The organism is Occallatibacter sp., assembly GCF_049582745.1.
Taxonomy (GTDB): domain Bacteria; phylum Acidobacteriota; class Terriglobia; order Terriglobales; family Acidobacteriaceae; genus Telmatobacter.
In genome coordinates this window covers 25,541-44,726 of the sequence record NZ_JBAUUO010000067.1, presented here as the reverse complement: position 1 = coordinate 44,726, position 19,186 = coordinate 25,541, and the positions used below count along the sequence as shown (strand labels likewise).

13 protein-coding genes are annotated in these 19,186 nt (G+C 59.8%); 5 read left to right on the top strand and 8 right to left on the bottom strand.

The genetic code is table 11. From position 1 onward, the window contains the following. Positions 1-182: 182 nt before the first annotated feature. The 3 genes from WCA10_RS11050 (at position 183) to fusA (ending at position 6,025) form a co-directional block, all read left to right on the top strand. Entirely contained in the window at positions 183-938 is a 756-nt protein-coding gene (locus WCA10_RS11050) for a TIGR03435 family protein (RefSeq protein WP_472822575.1), read from the top strand. 618 nt (positions 939-1,556) lie between these two features. Beyond that, entirely contained in the window at positions 1,557-3,584 is a 2,028-nt protein-coding gene (locus tag WCA10_RS11045) for a fused MFS/spermidine synthase (protein ID WP_472822574.1), read from the top strand. A 293-nt stretch (positions 3,585-3,877) separates the two neighbouring features. Beyond that, a complete protein-coding gene (gene fusA / locus WCA10_RS11040; protein WP_472822573.1) occupies positions 3,878-6,025 on the top strand; it encodes an elongation factor G in 2,148 nt (715 codons plus the stop codon). 318 nt (positions 6,026-6,343) lie between these two features. On the opposite strand, the gene WCA10_RS11035 is transcribed toward fusA, so the two are convergent. Then, entirely contained in the window at positions 6,344-7,849 is a 1,506-nt protein-coding gene (locus WCA10_RS11035) for a hypothetical protein (RefSeq protein WP_472822572.1), read from the bottom strand. A 600-nt stretch (positions 7,850-8,449) separates the two neighbouring features. Here WCA10_RS11035 and WCA10_RS11030 point away from each other — a divergent pair. Further along, complete coding sequence (locus WCA10_RS11030) at positions 8,450-9,880, top strand: MATE family efflux transporter (protein WP_472822571.1); 1,431 nt, start codon at positions 8,450-8,452, stop codon at positions 9,878-9,880. Between the two features lie 96 nt (positions 9,881-9,976). After that, positions 9,977-11,440, top strand: a complete 1,464-nt coding sequence (locus WCA10_RS11025; RefSeq protein ID WP_472822570.1) for a TolC family protein — start codon at positions 9,977-9,979, stop codon at positions 11,438-11,440. Between the two features lie 366 nt (positions 11,441-11,806). Here the strand turns inward: WCA10_RS11025 and WCA10_RS11020 are convergent, their stop codons facing one another. The 7 genes from WCA10_RS11020 to WCA10_RS10990 are packed head-to-tail and all read right to left on the bottom strand — an operon-like array spanning position 11,807 to position 18,884. Beyond that, the gene (locus WCA10_RS11020) at positions 11,807-12,400 is read right to left on the bottom strand and encodes a YceI family protein (RefSeq protein ID WP_472822569.1); all 594 of its coding nucleotides are present in this window, start codon (positions 12,398-12,400) and stop codon (positions 11,807-11,809) included. After that, positions 12,397-14,331 carry a cbb3-type cytochrome c oxidase subunit II gene (locus tag WCA10_RS11015; RefSeq protein ID WP_472822568.1) on the bottom strand — a complete coding sequence of 645 codons (1,935 nt, stop codon included), beginning with the start codon at positions 14,329-14,331 and terminating at the stop codon, positions 12,397-12,399. Before WCA10_RS11015 ends, WCA10_RS11020 begins: the two co-directional genes overlap by 4 nt. Next, positions 14,318-14,728 carry a hypothetical protein gene (locus tag WCA10_RS11010; protein WP_472822567.1) on the bottom strand — a complete coding sequence of 137 codons (411 nt, stop codon included), beginning with the start codon at positions 14,726-14,728 and terminating at the stop codon, positions 14,318-14,320. The genes WCA10_RS11015 and WCA10_RS11010 overlap by 14 nt, the downstream gene beginning before the upstream one ends. Beyond that, positions 14,725-16,140, bottom strand: a complete 1,416-nt coding sequence (locus WCA10_RS11005; protein WP_472822566.1) for a hypothetical protein — start codon at positions 16,138-16,140, stop codon at positions 14,725-14,727. Before WCA10_RS11005 ends, WCA10_RS11010 begins: the two co-directional genes overlap by 4 nt. Further along, positions 16,121-16,828: an ABC transporter ATP-binding protein gene (locus WCA10_RS11000; protein ID WP_472822565.1), complete on the bottom strand. Its 708-nt coding sequence runs from the start codon at positions 16,826-16,828 to the stop codon at positions 16,121-16,123. The genes WCA10_RS11005 and WCA10_RS11000 overlap by 20 nt, the downstream gene beginning before the upstream one ends. Continuing rightward, positions 16,825-17,934, bottom strand: a complete 1,110-nt coding sequence (locus WCA10_RS10995; protein WP_472822564.1) for an ABC transporter permease — start codon at positions 17,932-17,934, stop codon at positions 16,825-16,827. The genes WCA10_RS11000 and WCA10_RS10995 overlap by 4 nt, the downstream gene beginning before the upstream one ends. Continuing rightward, positions 17,931-18,884 (bottom strand): polyprenyl synthetase family protein, encoded by a 954-nt coding sequence (locus WCA10_RS10990; protein ID WP_472822563.1) that lies wholly within the window; start codon positions 18,882-18,884, stop codon positions 17,931-17,933. The genes WCA10_RS10995 and WCA10_RS10990 overlap by 4 nt, the downstream gene beginning before the upstream one ends. Between the last annotated feature and the right edge of the window lie 302 nt (positions 18,885-19,186).

Here is a 19,186-nt window from a genome sequence, read left to right as displayed (position 1 = left end):
ATCTGCGCCGCTCCCAGTTGAGCAAATTGGTTATGTTTTCCATTCACTGAGAAAGGTGTGTGAGCCGAATGCGCATATTTACCCGTTCCAACCGATTGGCCTACATCGGCACCCTGTGCGCCGTCACCTGCCTACTTACTTTTGGTGCAACCTCCAATTGTCAAGAGCCCTCAAATGTCCCGATGGCTCAGAGGGTCGCGCCAGCGCCCATGGCCTTTGACAAGGTCATGTTCTATCCCGATACCACCGCCGATAATGGCGACGGTTTCCTGTGGTGGGGCATCCCCAACTGGTGGACGTTTTCTAACGTGTCGTCGTTGAACCTGATCGCCAACGCATACGGTCTTGGCATGCACCAGGCAATTGGCCTCCCAGAGTGGGGCGGGACCGACCGGTACCTTCTGGAGGCCACGATGGATCGAGAAAAGTTGGAGGCGTTCAAGACGCTTCCTATGGACGAGCAGTTGAGACAACAGCGGTTGATGATGCAAGCGGTTCTTGCCGACCGATATCAGCTCAAAGCGCACCTCGAAACCCGCGAAATGCCTGTCTACGAGCTGGTCGTCGCTCATGGAGGACCGAAGTTGAGGGAGAAGATCCTCGAATTCCGCTCAGGGGCATCTTTCTTTATGCCTCGAAATTGGACCATCAACGGCACAATGAACGACCTCGCCAGCAAGCTCGCCGGACCCACGGGCGGTGTCGTTATCGACAAAACGGGACTGGGGGCCAAGACATTCAATTACGATCTCAAATGGACTTCGGACAGCCAGAGCGGCTTGGCAGGCGGCGCTCCCTCGATTTCCACGGCTCTCGAAGAACAGCTCGGACTGAAATTGGTCCCCGGCACAGATCAGGTGGAGGTTCTCGTCATTGATCATATCGAGAAACCGACTCCGGAAACCTACCGCAGGGACCCTTCGAGATCATCGCTCTAAAAAACAGTCGCGGCATGGGTTCTCACGCGCATTTGGGATTGGATAGGCAATGCGAGATTGCTCGCTTTCGATCATTGGTCCCGCATAACCGCGGATGCGGAAGTTTCAACTCAGAGCTTGCATATTTCAGGGGCTGGCCCGGGCGTTTTTTGCGGCTTTGCGGCATGACTGAGAGTCATGCCCTGATACAAAACTAATCTTCTCGGATGGATTAGCGGCGGAATGAATGGAAGGCAACCGCGGATCCCTCCACTTCGGTCGGGATGACAAGCGGTTTGAGATTGTTGATGAAATACCGTTGATGCGGAAGGTTCGGTTGAAACTTCGCTCAGGGGCTGAAGCCCGAGACTCATTTGGTTGCATTTGCGGCCCGCGACCCATAAATGGGTTCCCCGAGCCGTGCCCTTGTTACAAAACCTGCGCTGACGGTGGTCCGAGTGAGTTTTTCACCAAGCTATAAAGTCGTGCCTTGTTACAAAACTTAGATTTTCAAAGATGATACGAAGCCTAACAGGGATGAGGAATGGCGGCTGTCGCTGCAGGGGGTTGGCGTTGTGATAGCATCCGCCTGATTATGGTTCTGACTGTCGATCGCGCAACTCCCGCTCTGAGGTTGCCATGACGCGTTCGCCGTGGCTGTTTGGGAGCGCGGTTTTTCTGGGCGCCCTTCTGCTCTTCCTGGTCGAGCCCATTTCTGCAAAGCAACTGGTCCCCGTGCTTGGCGGATCGGCCGCCGTCTGGATCACTTGCCTGGTTTTCTTTCAAACCGCGCTGCTGGTTGCGTATCTATGCGCCCACGGGATGAGCACGCGGCCGCGATGGGCTCTCTATTTTGCATCGCTCGTGGTTGCCTTCATTTCAGCCGTATGGTGGAGTGTGCGCGGAAGCATTGTGGTGGGCGATGCGGCTCATCCGATTTTCACAGTATTTGCCGTGCTAAGCACCACGATCGGACTTCCATTTCTGATGCTGGGCACGACGAGTCCGCTGATGCAGGTGTGGTGGGCTCGGCTGCATCAGTCCGCGATTCCGTATCGCCTGTTTGCCCTCTCGAACCTGGCATCGCTGCTCGCACTGGCCGTTTACCCCACAGTCGTCGAGCCACAACTGACGCTTCAGGCGCAGCGCGTGGCCTGGTGTTGCGGATTCGCAGTCTTCGCGTCGATCACGGGCGTGCTGGCCTGGAGAGCGCGCTCGGCTGCGCAAGTCACGCCTGCTCAGAATTTCGCCGCACTTGAAGAGGACGCGCCCGCGCCGACCGTGCAAAAGCTGATGTGGGTACTACTACCAATGGGTGCCGCCATGCAACTGAGCGCGGTGACCAGCTATATTACCGCGAACATCGCCGCCATTCCTTTGCTCTGGATTCTTCCACTTGCGGTATATCTGCTCAGCATCATCCTCGCATTCGAGTTTCCTCGCCTGCTGCCGCGCAGTCTTATTGCTCGCTTCCTCATCGTGATGCTTGCGGGTTTGGGATACGCACTTTCGAAGCAGGATGTGGACTGGCCCCTGCGCGTCAGTATTTCCTTCTTTCTGATCGAAGCATTCATCGCATGTCTTTTCTGTCACAGCGAGGCCTATCGGCTTCGTCCGCGCCGCGCGTCTGAGGCTACGCTGTTCTACCTTCTATTCGCCGCCGGCGGCGCAATGGGCGCCTTCGTCATTGGCATCGCCTTCCCGCTGCTTTTCCGCTTCAACATCGATCTCGTGATCACCTGCTGCTTCACAGCTTTTCTGGCCTTTCTGGTCACATTTGAGGATGGCTGGAATTCACGCCTGCTGTGGGCCGTCGCCACGGCTGCGATGGCGGTGCAGATTTTCTGGATTAACATCGTCAACCAGCGCAACACCACCGTCGCGGTTCGAAACTTCTATGGAGCGCTGCGGGTGAAGCAGACCTTCGGCTTCCCCGGAGCCATACTGCGCACGCTGACCAACGGCAACGTGGAACACGGAACCCAGATCTTCGGCACCGATGAACAGCGCCACATGCCCACCAGCTATTACGCCGAAGATTCCGGTGTGGGCCTGGCCATTCGCATGTGTTGCGGCACGCTCCCGCGCAACATCGGGGTTATCGGGCTCGGCGCTGGAACGATCGCCGCTTATGGGCGTCCGGGCGATCGCATTCAGTTCTATGAAATCAACCCGGCCGTCGAGCCGATAGCTCGTAACGTCTTCACGTACATCCGGGACTCGGGCGCGCAAGTCTCCGTCATTGCGGGAGATGCGCGAACGTCTCTCGCCGCGGAACCGGCACAGGATTTCAATGTCCTGGTGGTGGACGCGTTTTCAGGGGATGCGATACCGCTGCACCTGCTCACCACCCATGCACTTGCGCTCTACCGGCGGCACCTGGCTCCCGGAGGAGTCATCGCCTTCCATATCTCCAACCGCCACGTCGATCTGGAGCCGCCGATCTGGGTGCTGGCGAACCGGGCCGGCATGCAATCGAGAATCGTGACCAGCTATGCCAACGACGCGCGGGGCGAGTTCACCGCGACATGGATGCTGGTTTCGGACAATTCCGCTTTTTTTGCCGAGCCGGAGGTCGTCGCGCACTCCTTACCGGCGGCGCCGAACTTCTCGCTGCGGCCGTGGAGCGATGATTTTTCCAGCCTTTTGCCCGTTCTTCGCTGGTAGGTGGCGGTGGTAGGTGGCCCCTGTCACATGACGTTCACAGTTGCCGTGTGATAGCATCCCCTTTCTTAAAGCTAGACGCCTGGCGGCACTCTTCTGCACCTGACCGCCTGGCGCCTGCCGGGGACTCTCCGCATGGACGAGGAAGACGGCAGACGGGGCCCTCGAGCCCGCCAACCCGGACGCGCTGACGTCCTCACGGACGCCTCGATGATGTCCCTGTGCTCCTCTCTTTGCCCGGCCTTCGCACCGGTTCCAGACACCCGCACACCTATCCGTATCAAGGAGAATTGGTTATGAAAACGTATCAGGGAAGTGAGATCCGCAACGTAGCTGTAGTCGGGCATGCTCAGAGCGGCAAAACGTCTTTGATCGCCGCACTGCTGCATGCCGCAAAGATGACTCCGACGCAGGGCAGAGTGAGCGAAGGCTCGGCGGTGACCGCGTATGACGAAGAAGAAATCGCCCGCGGCACAACCATGTCCAATGCTGTAGCCTTCGCCGAGTGGCAGGGTGTCAAGATCAACTTCGTCGACACGCCGGGATTCCATATGTTCTCGCACGAGGCGCGCGCCGCACTGCTGCCGGTAGAGGCAACCTGTGTCGTGGTGAATGCCCAACATGGCATTGAGCCGGTGACGGAACGGGTGTGGAAATACGCGGAAGAGGCGAATGTGCCGCGCTTTGTGGTGATCAACCAGATGGATCATCCAAAAGCCGGCGGAGGCGGAGGATTGAGCGCGCTGATTGACGATCTGCATGAACGATGGGGACGCAATTGCCTGCCGATCCAGTTGCCGATTTCGGATGCGCAGGGATTTCACGGTGTGGTCGACCTGGTGACGATGGAGGCATTCCACTACACGCCGAATGGCGACGGACGCGGCAAGATCACGGGTGAGATTCCTGCGAGCATCGCGCAGCAGGCCAAGGAGGCCCACGAGGCACTGGTCGAACTGGTCGCCGAAGGCAAGGACGAGTTGATGGAGGAGTACTTCGCCGAGGGAACGATTCCCGAGCAGCACCTGATCAGCGCGCTGCACGAGGCGATCCGCGAAGACCGCATCTTTCCTGTGCTGTTTGCGAGCGGCGGGACCAACGTGGCCACCGACCATCTGCTGGACTTCATCAAGGTGTATGCGCCGTCGCCGACGGAGCGCACACCGATTCCGGTGAAGACGGCGGCGATGCAAGCTGTGGCAACGAACGGCGGCGGCGCCGAAGGCGGGGCGAGCGTCTCGTTCCGCAAGGTGCAGGACAGCGAGCCCACAGCGCTGGTGGTGTTCAAGACGATGAGCGATCCTTTTGCTGGACGCATCACGTTCTTCAAGGTGGTCAGCGGCGTGTTGAAGAGCGATGCGACGCTGGAGAACTACACGAGGCGCGGGCAGGAACGCTTCGCGCACCTGAGCGTGATGCAAGGCCGGAAGGCCGTCGAGGTACCAGAGCTGCATGCGGGAGACATTGGCGCTGTTGCCAAGCTGCGCGAAACGTTGACCGGCGACACGCTGGGAGCGAAAGGCGGAGATATTCAAGTTGAGCTGGCACCTCTGCCTGAGGCAGCGATGACGTATGCCATCGAGCCCAAGAGCCGCGCCGATGAGGACAAGCTCGCGCCGGCGATTCACAAGCTGATGGAAGAGGATCTGCTCATCCGCTTCTTCCGCGATCCGCAGACCAACGAGTTCCTGATCGCCGGCGCAGGGCAGCCGCACATCGAGTCGATTGTTTCGCGCCTGAAGAAGCGCTATCACGCCGAGGTGACGTTGAAGGCGCCCAAGGTGCCCTATCGCGAATCGATCAGAGGAAAGGCGGAAGGACATGGGCGCCACAAGAAGCAGAGCGGCGGCCATGGGCAATTTGGCGACTGCAAGATTCGTATGGAACCGATGCCGCGCGGCGGCGGATTTGAATTTGCCAATGAGATCTTCGGCGGCTCGATTCCACGCCAGTTTGTGCCGGCGGTGGAGAAGGGCATTGTGGAGTCGGCCGCGCGCGGGTACCTGGCGGGTTATCCCGTCGTCGATTTCAAGGCGACTGTTTACGACGGGAGCTACCACGACGTCGACTCGAACGAAATGTCGTTCAAGGTGGCGGGGCGGCTGGCTTTCCGCAAGTGCATGGAGCAGGCCAAGCCATGTCTGCTTGAGCCGATCATGAAGGTCGAGATCGAGGCTCCGGACGAGTTCGCCGGAACGTTGATGGGCGACCTGAACAGCCGTCGCGGACGCGTGCAGGGCATGGAGTCGAAGGGACGCACGACGGTGATCAACGCCGAAGTGCCGATGGCCGAAATGCTGACCTACGGCACGCTGCTGACTTCGATGACGCAGGGCAAGGGCAGCTACCGGATGGAGATGCACCACTACGACATCGTTCCGCAACTGGTGGCCGAGAAGATTCTGGCGAATGCCAAGCGGCCGGTGGATGAGGAAGAGGAGTAGCCGGTCAGTGGACAGTTGTCTGTTGATCGAGGCCCGCGGCTTTCTTCGAGAGGATTCGCAGGCGGCTGCGGGCTGCGGTGCCTGAGGCACGGAGGAGGACTGCTGACCTGCTTTCCTGCGGGACTGAGCGTTTTATTGGCCCGAACCCAACTCAAAGAGGAAAGCTGCGCTGCAGAGCAGGCCACGGGCAAGAAATTTCACGAGGCCATATTACGCGCAGTTCCATGGAACGTAAGTGGGTATGCCTTGGCCCGGAACGCGACGTCGCCTCGCGGCGGACGCGGCTCGTTCTTTTTAAATGCGAGTGTCAACGCAAACTCAGTTCTTCGCGGGCGCGGAGACCTCGGCCGTGATTCCCGGATCCTCGTTCTTTAATTCGTACGTGCTGTAAATAGTGAGGCTGTTCGGCGGCAGAGAATCGGACCAGCCAGTGCCCGGCGCAGGTGAAAACCGCGGTTCTGGGTCGACCCTCACATCTGCCCGGTCGTATTGCGGCTTGCCGTATCGGTAGCGAAAGAATGTTCCCAGCGGCGGCGCTGCTGCCCACGAGAGCTTCAGCGCGAATTCAACGGGCGCGTCGTTCACGACGGCGAGAGTGACATTGCCGTTCGGACTTCGAAAAGCGGCACAAAAAACACGCTGCCATTCTTTCATGCGTCCGTCACTCACATCCGTGGCCAGAACATCGGAGTATTTGGCGGTGAAGCGACTCAGAAGACCGATCCCAAAAAATAGGTTCGCATGCGGCGTGAAATCCGAGAGCAGCCTGCTGTGCAAAGTATCCCAGGTATCCACATATTGCCACTGGCCGTCGAGATCGCCACGGTTGAGGAAGCTCCAGCGATTGAAGCCATCCACACCGGCATTCGCGTTACGAATTACAAACTCGCTGGCGGCCAGAACAGGCGCCGGCTTATCAGGGCGTGGTTGAACGGGAGCCGCTGTTGATTGGATGGCGCCGAACTCGGAGAAAAAGACAGCCTTGCCTTCGTCGTGCGCCGGTTTCGTCCAAGAAGAAATGGCACGCACCTGATTTTCGATGTATCCGTTGCTGTCTGGATCGAACTTTATGCTGTAGTCGTGGAAGTCGTACGCACCAAGCAGGAGCATATCCTCTGGTTTGATGGCCGCACGGAGGACCTCCATGCCTGAATCGGGCCCTGAAAGCGGCAGGTTGAGGCCGCGCTGAGCGAGGGCCTTGCGCACGGCGGCCAGACCGGCACCGATGGTGAGGGGTGCACCGGAAGGACCTTGCCACCACGACCAATTGGATCCCGGCTCATTGGTAATGCTGAGCCACTTGATGCAGGTGTAGCCGCGTTTCCTGATCAGGTAGTCCATTAAAGTGGCGAGGCCATTGGCGAATGCATCGAGATCGCGCGGGGCGCTGTGAACGCGCGCGATCGGATCGTTGCGCGACCCGGGGTAGGCCAGCCATGCGGTGTCGATCCACATCTGCTGGAAGAAAACATCTGTGTTGTGCTTCTGGTTCCAATCCAAGATGCGATAGAGGATGCGCATCTCGGGACTGTCAAACGTGAAGTGATCGCGATCGGGCTCGTAGATGCGCTGCTCGATCTCGACGCGGTTCCAGTCGAGTCCGAGCCAACTGGCGTGGCGGTAAATTTGCTGCCAGGCGCGCTCATCTTCAGCGGCGGGATAAGCGCCCCAGCCGCTGCCGCCGTGGCCGATAGGGATGGGTTGCTCGATTGCGTGCCATGAAGCGCCGATGCCGCCGCGCATGGTGTTGACGACCTTGCTTGTGTCTATGCTGATTTCGACCGGAGATGGGGGCTTCGGCTGAGTGCCTTCTGCTATGCGCAAAGGAAACAGTGCCGCCGCCACAATCAACGAAATGCATAGACGTGGAGCGCGACTGATTCGTGTTGTTGGACTTTGCCTCATCCGTACGCAAGCATCAATAATTCGCCCTCTGCAATTACAACGTAACATTACCTCGTTTGTGCCCAGGATCGTAAATCGAGCGACGAGAAACAACTGCGCGGAGGGGTATTGGAGCATCGGGATGACCGGCACGTTCCGGAGGTTCCGATCCTTCCTGCGACATTTGCGAGACGGGCGCGCGCGGATTTTGCTGGAAATTGGAATTGGAATCGGGTTATAGTTTTAGGACCCGCCGGGATCTCCGGCTTATGGAGGAAACAGTGTTTCAGCCTACCGTCGTACGAGTTTCGCGCTGAACATTGCCTCGGGATTTTCCCTGTACTGCCGCCTTCTGGCGGCGCCCCCGAGGTTGAATTCAGCCCCCGGGGTGATTCTGCAAATCACAATCTGATCGCAGCGTGACCCCTTCGCGTGATCGCGTCCTCGCGTCCGTCCTCCGGCGGACACGTGTTAACCGCGATCGCGCCCATTCCCGCCCAAACTGAGTTTGGACGGGGCACCCAAGGTGGAGATATTGCAATGTCTGTTCTTGAATGGTTGATGCCGCCGCCCTCGACGGAGGGTGATCGCGGATTCTGGTCTTCGGTACGCGAGGCGCTGAAAGGCTCGCACCAGGACTACACAACCGGAAATCTGAATCGCGCCATTTTGCTCCTGGCCATTCCGATGGTGCTGGAGATGGTGCTGGAGTCGCTGTTTGCCGTGACCGATGTGTTCTGGGTGGGGCGGCTGGGCGCGAATGCGGTGGCGACGGTGGGCATAACGGAGTCGATGCTGGCGCTGGTGTTTGCGATCGGGCTGGGCGTGTCGATGTCGACGACGGCGATGGTGGCGCGGCGCATTGGCGAGAAGGATCCCGAAGATGCGGCGATTGCGGGCGTGCAGGCCGTGGTGGTTGGTCTGACGATCTCGCTGGTGCTGGGGATTCCGGCAGGGATTTATGCGCCGGAGTTGCTGCGCGCGATGGGCGCGTCGCCGGAGATTGTGGCGAGCGGATCGGGGTATGCGCGGATTGCGCTGGGTGGCTGCGGCGCGATCATCATGCTCTTTCTGAACAACGCGATCTTCCGCGGTGCGGGCGATGCGGCGATTGCGATGCGCCTCTTGTGGGTGTCGAACATCATCAACCTCGTGCTCGATCCTTGCCTGATTTTCGGGCTTGGCCCGTTTCCGCGGATGGGTGTGACAGGCGCGGCGCTGGCGACGTTCACCGGGCGGTCGATCGGGGTGTTGTACCAGTTTTACCGGTTGCTGAAAGGCACGGAACGGATTCACATCCTGGTGCGGCATCTGCGGATCAACGTGCGCGTGATGGGGAAGTTGCTGCGCGTTTCGGTGACCGGCATTCTGCAGTTTGCGATTGCGAATGCGAGCTGGATTGTGCTGGTGCGGATCATTGCGATCTTTGGCGCGGCGGCTGTGGCGGGGTACACAATTGCGATTCGCATCGTGGTGTTCTTCATTTTGCCATCGTGGGGGTTGAGCAATGCAGCGGCAACACTGGTGGGCCAGAACCTGGGCGCGAAGAGAGCGGATCGCGCTGCGCAATCGGTGTGGCAGACGGGCTTCTACAACATGGTGTTCCTGGGCGTGATCGGTGTTTTCTTTTTTGTATTTGCGACGCCGGTGGTGAAGCTGTTTGTGAGCGATCCGGCGGTGGTGCCGATTGCGGCCATCGCGCTACGGACGTTCAGCTGCGGGAATATCGGGTATGCCTACGGCATGGTGATGCTGCAGGCGTTCAACGGGGCGGGCGATACGCTGACGCCGACCATTGTGAACTTTTTCGGCTTCTGGGTGCTGGAGTTGCCGCTGGCATGGTGGCTTGCCGTGACGATGCACTGGCGAGCGGAAGGCGCGTTTCTGTCGATCGTGATTGCGGAGTGCAGTATTGCGGCGGCGGGGATGGTGCTGTTTCGGCGCGGGAGGTGGGCGCGGCAGCAGATATAGGCCGGAGTATGGGGCGAAAGCGGTTCATTCGCCCCAGCCTGGCCGGTATTTCGGGCATGATCGGGAATCCTTCTGCCCGCCGGGTCATCTGAGAAAATGATGGATGTGAAAGAGTTTGGAAAAAACGGCCGGCATTTTGCGGCGGGGCTGGGGTGTGTTGCGGCCCTGGGGCTGGCTGCGGTGGCTTGCGCGCAGGCTCCGAATCCCAGTTCGAAGGCGAATCCGTTTTACGGCAGCGTGACGGCGCACGTGGTGACGGACGAGCCGCTGAAGTTGTCGCTGGATGAGGCCATCCGGCGGGGGTTTGAAACCAACCTTGGATTAAAGGAAGCCGAGAGCGGCGAGAAGCTTTTCCAGGGCGAAAAGAATATTGCGCTGCAGGAATTTTTACCAACGATCAACCTGACGGGGGGCACCGGCGTTTTTCAGCACAACCTTGCGGCGCAGGGGTTTGGGCCGGGAGTGCTGAAGCAGTTCGGAAGTAACTTTCCGGGTGGGTTTCCGCCTGGGCTTTCGCTGATCACGAAGGACGATTTGACGCAGGGTCAGCTGAGTTTTAAGCAGACGTTGTTTTCGGGTGTGGTGATTGCCGGCTGGAAAGCGGCTGGAGCCGCACAGAGATCGGCTTACTTCAGCAAGATGACGGCGCGCGGCGAAGTGGTGCAGCAGGTGGCGACGGCGTACCTGCACGCGATTGCGGATGCGAGCCAAGTGGACAATGCCACGGCGCTCGAGAGATCCGACGAGGTCGCTCTACAGCACGCGCACGATGCGCACGTTGCGGGCACGGCGGCCAACCTGGATGAGTTGCGGGCGCGGGTGCAGTTGCAATCGCAGCAGCAGGCGTTGATTGCAGCCGAGAACGCCGAAGAGAAGGATCTGATCCTGCTGAAGCGGGAGATCGGAATCGATCCGGGACAGAAGATCGTGTTGACCGACCCCGCGCCGTATAGCGATTTGGCAGAGCAGACGCCCGCGGAAGTGCGTGCCGTCGCGTACAAGAATCGGCAGGATTATCAGAATCTGCAGAATCAGGTGATTGAGTTACGCGCGCTGCATTCGGCTTACAGGGCGCAGCGGCTGCCGAGCTTGAGCTTCAGCGGCTACTACGGCGTCGACAAGGTGAATGGGAGTACGAGTCACGGCGTATTTGCCGCGGTGGGAACGCTGAATGTGCCTATTTTTCGGGAAGCGAGTATTCGCGGTGATTCCGACGCGTCCGCAGCTCAGCTGGCGGCGGTGAATGCGCAGCTTGACGACGTGCGCAGCAAGATAGACCAGCAGGTGCGGTCGGCGCTGCTGGACGTGGATGCTGCGAAGAAGCTGGTGGATGTGGCGAAGTCGAATGTCGACCTGGCAACGCAGGCGCTTAGCGATGAGACTGACCGCGTGAACGCCGGCGTCGATAATAATCTGCCGCTTGTGACGGCGCAGGCATCGCTGGCATCGGCACAGAGCAATTACGTGCAGAGTCTGTATCGGTACAACCTGTCGAAGCTGGCGCTGGCGCGGGCGGCAGGGGTGATCGAGTTGCAGTATCGGGCTTATTTGGGGAAATGATGTCGGTCTGCTGTTTGCAGTGAAAACCAGAAAGGCAAAAGCAGATTCTTCGCTCACCACCCCCAAACTGAAATACGTTTGGGGCCCCGTTCACTCAGAATGACACCGCGAAATGTTTGAGAAGTGCTGCTAAAGGGGAGAGCGAGAACAAAAGCAGATTCTTCGCTCACCACCCCCAAACTGAAATGCGTTTGGGGCCCCGTTCACTCAGAATGACACCGCGAAATGTTTGAGAAGTGCTGCTAAGGGGGAGAGCGAGAACAAAAGCAGATTCTTCGTTCACCACCCCCAAACTGAAATGCGTTTGGGGCCCCGTTCTCTCAGAATGACACCTGAACTGAGGGGAAGAATTCCGGACTCGGGACGTTAGCTTGCCCCTGTGAGTTTGCCGGTGAGGGTGAGGTCGATGTCGACTTCTTTGGCTACTTTGAGGATGAAGACGCTTGGATCTTTCAGACCCCACTTCACATAGGGGACAACGAAGTGTGTTTTGGCGGTGAGATTTCCGGCGTCGATGTGGATCTGCATGGGCACGGTGAGGTCGTGGGGTGTGCCATGCAGGGTGAACGTGCCGGAGACCTGGATGGTGGAGTCGCCGGTGGGCGCAATGGCTCCGTCGTATTTCTGCGGAACGAATGTGATCTCGGAGTAGTGCTCGACGTCGAGAACATCCTTGTTCATCTTTTTGTCGCGGCTGGCGTCGCCGCTGTTTCCGCTGCCGGCAGCGACAACAACGGAGCCGGAGATGGTGTGCGCGGTGCGATCGAAGTCGATGGATCCGCTCTGCACGTGAAAGGTACCGGTGACATGGTGGCCGTTGCCGCCGAGGGACCATGCGACCTGGCAGGCGTTGGGATCGACGGTGAAGGTCTGGTGCTGTGCGAAGGCGCTGGCGGCAAAAAGCAGCGAGCCAGCGATAAAGGCGGAGCGGCCTGAAGCGGAGCGGACGGGGTCTTTCAATGTTCATCTCCTGAAGTGAGGTGCGGCGATTGCTCTTGTGACGGCCGCGCGGTGCTTTGCGCGAGCCAGAGGCTGAGTGAAGCAATATCTTTATAGCGCAGATACTCGTGGCCTGCCATATCCGAGTTGGGAATTCCAAACTTGATGATTTGGGCGAAGTGATCGATCTGGGCGGGCTGCGGTTTCGAAGCGGATGTGAGTCGTGCCGGGCCGGCGGCGAGAACGGCCGGGGACTCGATGAACTCTGATTGCCACTTGATGCGGGTGCGGCCGTTCGCATTGTGGCAGGTGGCGCAATAACGATTGTAGAGTTGGGGACCTTCCGCAGGGCTGGCGGAGGCAAGGACCTCGGCGGGGAGGCGCCATTGCTGTGCGTCGGCAATGTGCTGTCCCGTATCCGGCAAGTGCAGGCTTGCGAGATATGCAACCAGATCGTTGCCTCTCTGGTCCCGGAAAAGGAATGCATAGGACGGCATGATCGAGGCCCCGCTAACTTCGCGGGGATTGTAGAGGTGCATCTTGAGCCAGAGGGCAGAGCGGCGTGCGCCAACCTGCGACAGGTCGGGGCCCTGGCGGCGGTTTCCGATCAGCGGCGGTTTTTGGTGGTGCAGTTCGTCGAGGTTTTCAATGGGTCCCCACATGAGGACGTCGGCGGTGCCGGGGCGGACGTATTGGGAGTGGCAATGGATGCAGCCCTCGGAGATGTAGACGAGGCGGCCGCGTTCGACGGCTGAAGGTGAGGCAGCAACGGGAGCGGCGGGCTGAAATCGGTACACGACGAGCGCGATGAGGAGTACGACGCTGGTGAGGGCGAGTTCGCGCGGGCGGTAGCGAAAGATCCTGAACAGAACAGGTGCGAGGACGACCGCCGTGGCGGCGAAGACAAAGGCGGGCGGAACATGGCCGAGATTCTGGCCCATGCCGATGCCGAGGGCAGAGCCAATCCAGCCGGCAATCGCGTAGATCCAGCCGGCGTGGCGGCCGCGTTGCGCGATCGTAGCAGCGGGAGAAAGAAGCGCTGGATACGCAACCAGAGCAACGGAGTAGAACGAGACGCCGGCGGGATAGAAGACCGATGCGGTGAGAGCGCGTGCGGGATCGAGCAGGAGCAGGCAGGCGAAGGCGAGCGCTCCGACGGCTAAAGCGAGAACAATGGGGAGGCCTCGACGACGAAGCAGGAATGCGCCGAGAAGTGCAGCGGCGAGGTGAATGAGCCCGTTGGCCCAGAGATGCGCCGTGCCTTGCCAGGTGCCGGCTCTGAGAACGGTGGCGTTCTGGATGATGAAGAAGGCGGCGGAGTCGAGCCAGATGAGCGCGGCGAACGATGCGACGACGAGCGGAAATGGAATCACAATTGAGGGCGAAGGCAGCGCCGGCTGAGATTTCGATGGGGATTCGAGAGTGAAGCTCGCGAAGATAACGCCGATGAGGCAGAGCCAGCCAGCGGTTGCCGATTGCATCTGCGGAGTTGCGGTGAAGAGCGATGGGATATTGCAAAGGAAGTAGCCGATGCCGGTGCCGAGGCCGACGTTGAGGAGCGCGTTGCGATCGCCGATCCACTGGCGTAGATGGGTGACGAGGGTGACGGTGAGGAGACCGAGACCCGCGCCGATGAGGATGGAGACCGCGATGGCCGAGGCGAGGGTAAGCGGCGCGATGGTAAAGAACGCCGCAATGGCAGCGGCGCCGAATGCGCATTGAAGGCGGCGCACGGGGGACGGGAATTGCCTGAGGCGTGGAGCCAACAGGCTGAGGACGATGCCGCCGATGGCCATGGCAGCCATGACGGACTTGAGGTGTGCGCCGGTAATGCCGAGTGCGTCGAGGCGGTGAATGAAAGCGAACTGCGCGAAGATCAGGAAATAGACATAGGTGACGGCGATAAGGCCGACGCCCTGGAATCCCAATGTGCGCAGCTTAGTAAGTGACATGGGACAACCAACCTCTACGCAGACCGCGCGCCTGAATGCAGACGCAGATGCCGTCAAATATCGCAATCGTAATCCAACCGAGCGCGAGCGTACCGTTTAGCACCGCCGCCACGACAAAAATCGCGACCGAACTGCGGATGATCGCGGTGAGGAGCCAAACGGCTTCAAGGCGCGGCACGCCGCCGGTGCGGTGGATCAGCATGGCGCCATAGAGATATGACAGGCCGACGGCGAGAACAAATGCTCCTATGAAAGAAAGAAAGGGAGCGGCATCGCGAGGAACGGACAGTCCCATCATACGAACGGTAAAGACAGGGGCGGCGATGAGCAGGGCGCCCGTCGAAGCATCGGAAACTCCCGTGATGAGCTGGTATGCGAGGAGGTAGAGGTCTTTCATACTGTCACCTCATTGGAACGTTCAGATGGAACAAAAGCGCGGATGCGCGTGAGCGCGGATGCGGCGGCGAACCACTCCGCGGAAGAGACGAGCATCAGGATGCCTGTGACGAGTCGAAGAACATACAGGACGTTACGCGTTGGACCGGGAACGATGGTGAACGCGGGATCGCTGCCTTCGATCGAGCCGGCGATGAGCATCAGGACGACGTAGGCCAGCACGCTCCAATTCCACATGTGGAAGGACCAGCGGCGGGTGAGGATCCAGCCATCGTCGCCGAGGAGTTGCACCATCACGACGGCGAGCAGCGCGGTAAGAAAGCCGGCGACGGCAACGAGCGAATGGCCGACGAGGCCATCAGTGAACTTGAAACGGTCGAGCACGCCGGGGAGGAACATAATCCAACCGGAGACGACGAGGAATCCCCACCACCAGAGAAGAGCCGTGCGCCATGGGCGCGTATTGTCGTGCCACTGAAAGGTTGCATAATATGCAGGCACGAGGGGAAGCCAGATGAGAAGGCTGCCAAGGCTCAGGTACTGCGACGGCAGATGATGGCTGATGTCGCCCCGGTTCATCGACAGACACAACAGGGACTCGGCTGCGAAGACAATGACCGATATGGCGAGCGGCCGGTTGCGACCGGGCTTGCGGCGCGCGACGCCGAAGGGAACGATGAGCAGAATGGCGACGACGCCCAGAGATGATTTGAGTTGGCTTTCGCCGGTGGGTCCGCCGGTGGAAGGATTGATGGCGGGATAAAGGCCGGGACTCGAAGCGATGTAGATGGCGAATGGGACCGCGAGAAGAATGGCGAGGCCGATGATTTTCACGGCGTTTGCGGCCCACGGCTTGTTGCGGGCGGAATTCCATGCAAGAAGCATGGAGCAGGCGAGCAGAAGCCAGAGAGCGAGCATAGCGGCGGAGAACGCGAAGCGCGCGAATCCGGACCAGTCGAGGAAGAGCTTGCCGCTGGAGTGACCGGCGAGCCAGGTGAGCGATCCGATGAAGAGGGCCGTGGACCATGTCCAGAGCACGGGGCGGCACCACGGTGCGAGCGGACTGCGATCTGCGCCGTAGATGCGGAAAAGCCAGCCAAGCATGGGCAGGCTGCACCATCCGTAAAGAAGGATGTTGACGTGGACCATCATCCAGCGGCCGTAGGTCCATTCGCCAAGAAATGCATTAAGTGAAGGCACAAGCAAAAGCAGGGCGAGCATGACGCCGATGGTGTTGCCGATGACGAGCCAGAGAAACGCGTGCCAGGCAGCAGTGGCAATGGGAGCGGCGGAGATGATTTCGCGGTGCGACGGGTGAAGGTGCTCGGCGCTGGAATGCAGCGCTAGGTTATGGCCGTGAGGCGACGTGCTTGTGTATGGCGGATCGAGAACGCTAGACGGTGCGAGGTTCATAGATCCTCCCGTCGTGCATTTCGACAAAGCGGTCGCAGCGGTAGGCCAAACCGCGATCGTGCGTGGCCATCAGCAGCGTTACGCCGTCGTTGGCAGCAACATCGAGCAGGAGCTGAAAGACGGTCGCGCTGGTGTGTTCGTCGAGGGAGCCTGTGGGTTCATCAGCGAGCAGGATTTTGGGTTGGTTCATCAACGCACGACAGATAGCGGTGCGCTGGCGTTCGCCGCCGGAAAGCTTTTGGATTTTTTGATGGAGGCGATGGGTGAGGCCGGTGCGCTCGGCGAGTTGATGCAGGCGCTGATTCGCGAGGATGCGGTTGGTGCCTGCTGCGACCGTCGGAATCAGGCAGTTTTCTGCGAGCGTAAGGTCGGGGATGAGGTTGTGAAGCTGGAAGACGAAGCCGATTTCATGCCGGAGCAGTTTGAGCAGATTGCGATGACGATTGACTTCGATACCGTTGACGACGATGCGGCCGCTGTCGGGTTCGTCGAGCCCGCCGAAGAGGTGGAGGAGAGTGCTTTTGCCGCAGCCGGAGGGGCCGCAGAGCGCGATGGTTTCGCCCTGGGCGGCTTCAAAGTCAACACCACGAAGGACGGTGATGGCGCCGTCGTCGAAGCTCTTCCACACTTGTTCGGCGCGGAGAACAACACAATCAGTGGGACTCGGGCGTGTGGCGAGGCTGCTCATTCGAAGCGAAGCGCCTCCACCGCACGGATGCGCATGGCGTAGGCTGCAGGATAGAGCGCGCCGGCGATGCCGGTAAGCAGCGCCAGCGCAATCACGATGAGCATGAGCAGCGGCTTTATCGATGCGTCGACGTAGCCGTCAAGCGCGGGGACGTGCTTAAGCGTGAAGAGCGCAACGATGCCGATGACGAGCCCCACGAATGCGCCGAAGGCTGCGACGCAGGAGGATTCGCCGAAGATCATGGCGGCGATCTGGGTGTTGCTGAAGCCGTTGACGCGGAGGATGGCGATCTCGCGGATGCGGGTGAAGACCGACATGATCATGGTGTTGGTGATGCCGAGTCCGCCGAGGATGAGGCCGCATCCGCCGACGGCCCAGGCGGTGGCTTTGAGGATTTTGAACTGGGAGTAGGAGTGCTGAAATTCAGTGTCCTCAAGCGCGATGAGGTTGGGGTATTTTTGCTTGATTTGCGCTTTGAAGGCAGCAGCATCGTCTTTGTTGCGGAGTTTGACGGTGACGACGGAGGAGCCTTCCTTGTGGAAGAAGCTTTGGGCGGCGGCGAGCGGCATGAAGACTCCGCCGTCTTCAAAGCCATTGGCGGCTCTGAGAATGCCAATGACGTGGAACGTGCCGTGGCCAATGGGGACGCGGCTGGCGACAGTGGCGTTGAGGAAGTCTGCCGCGCGGGAGCCGAGGACGACATCGTCGTTGCTCTTTCCGAAGTCGACGCGATCGCCGGCTAGCCACGTGGCTTTGCGGATGCGAGCATCGCTGGGGGTGACGCCGAAACAGGTGATGATGGGGTGGTCGGCGCTGGAGACGATGCCGAAGAGAACGGGGTCGGCGTGCGCGACTGTGGGCCAGGTGGAGACTTCGCCGGCGAGGGATGCGGGAACATTACTGAAGAAGAGATCGGAGACATTGCGCTCGAAGACGATGATTTCGCTATCGCTCGAGAGGATGCTCGAGAACATGCCGATGGCACCTTGAAGAATGGTGACGACGGTAAGCATGGCAGCCACACTGAAGGCGATGCCGGCGATGCTGATGAAGGAGCGAATGCGATGGCGGCGGAGATTGGTGAGGATGAGCTTGAGAAAGATCATGACGGCTCTCTCGTGAACGCCTCCTCGGCCATTTCGCAGGCGACGTCGGTCACCTGGCGAAGTTCGGCTTCGAGATCGCTGCGGAGTTTAGAGAGGAACGAGAGGGCGGGACGACGGACAAGCAGACGACGGAGGGTGAGATCGCCGATGTGCAGGAGGCGTTCGAGGCGTTCGACGGCGGCGCAGATGCCGATGGCGCTGGCAATGTTGGGGCGGTCGAGGAGATCGTCGCGCGCGGAGGTTTTGCCGGTTTCAGTGGCGCTTTGCAGCACGTCTTTGAGATCGTCGATCGCCTGGTAGGCGAGTCCCCAGCAGACGGCCACGCGTTCGAGGAGCTGGATCTCGCGGGCGGGAGCGCCGCCCAGCATTGCGGGAACGACAAGAGTGAGGCGAATGAGCGAGACGGTCTTGCCGAGGGCGATGCGCTCAGTGGTTTCGCGGGTGTGAGGGAGCGTGGAGTAGCGGAGGTCGAGACTCTGGCCGTTGAGCAGGCCATCAACACCGAGGCGCTTCTCAATGTAAGTCATGACGTGCGGCTGCACGTTCCGCGGGCAGACGGCAATGGCGCGCCAGATAAGCGCGTAGGCGCGATTGATGAGGGCAAGCGCTGTAAGAATGGCAGTGGATTCGTCGAATTCGATGTGTACGCAGGGGACGCCACGGCGCTGGAGTGCGTTGTCCATGCAGGGCAGGTCGTCGAAGATCAGCGAGGCAGTGTGGAAGTACTCGAGTGCGATGGCGACGTTGTGGGCGGATTCAAGGTCGAGATCGTAGGCTGCGGACAGTCGCAGGACCATGCGGGGGCGAACCATGCTGCCGGACGCTGAGAGGACGTGGCGCAGGGCTTCTTCAAAGCCGGGATCGAGAAGCGAAGGGAGCGGCAAGGAGGTGCGAAACGACTCTTTCAATAAGGCCGAGTTTTTCTCGTCGAACTGTGGCTTTGCCGGCACTCTGCTCCTTAATACCCCGTGAGATTCCCTGTGAAGTTGCATTGCAATCGCAGCGCGCGAAGACACTTGAAGGGTCCCAAGGGCACGAGCCGCCATGTATCTGGTTGAGACGCGATTCAGCCGGTTTGGGCGCAAGCGCGCAGGAGCGAAAGTGAATGAAGTTTTGTTCATTTGATAGTCCGTACATTTGCGGGTGCAAGGAATGGGCTTTTGTTATCAACCATATTGGATGCACATGACGTAGAAACGGCACCTGCATGACAAATCGTTCATCCGTGCGCTCGTCGGAACAGATCTGCCAT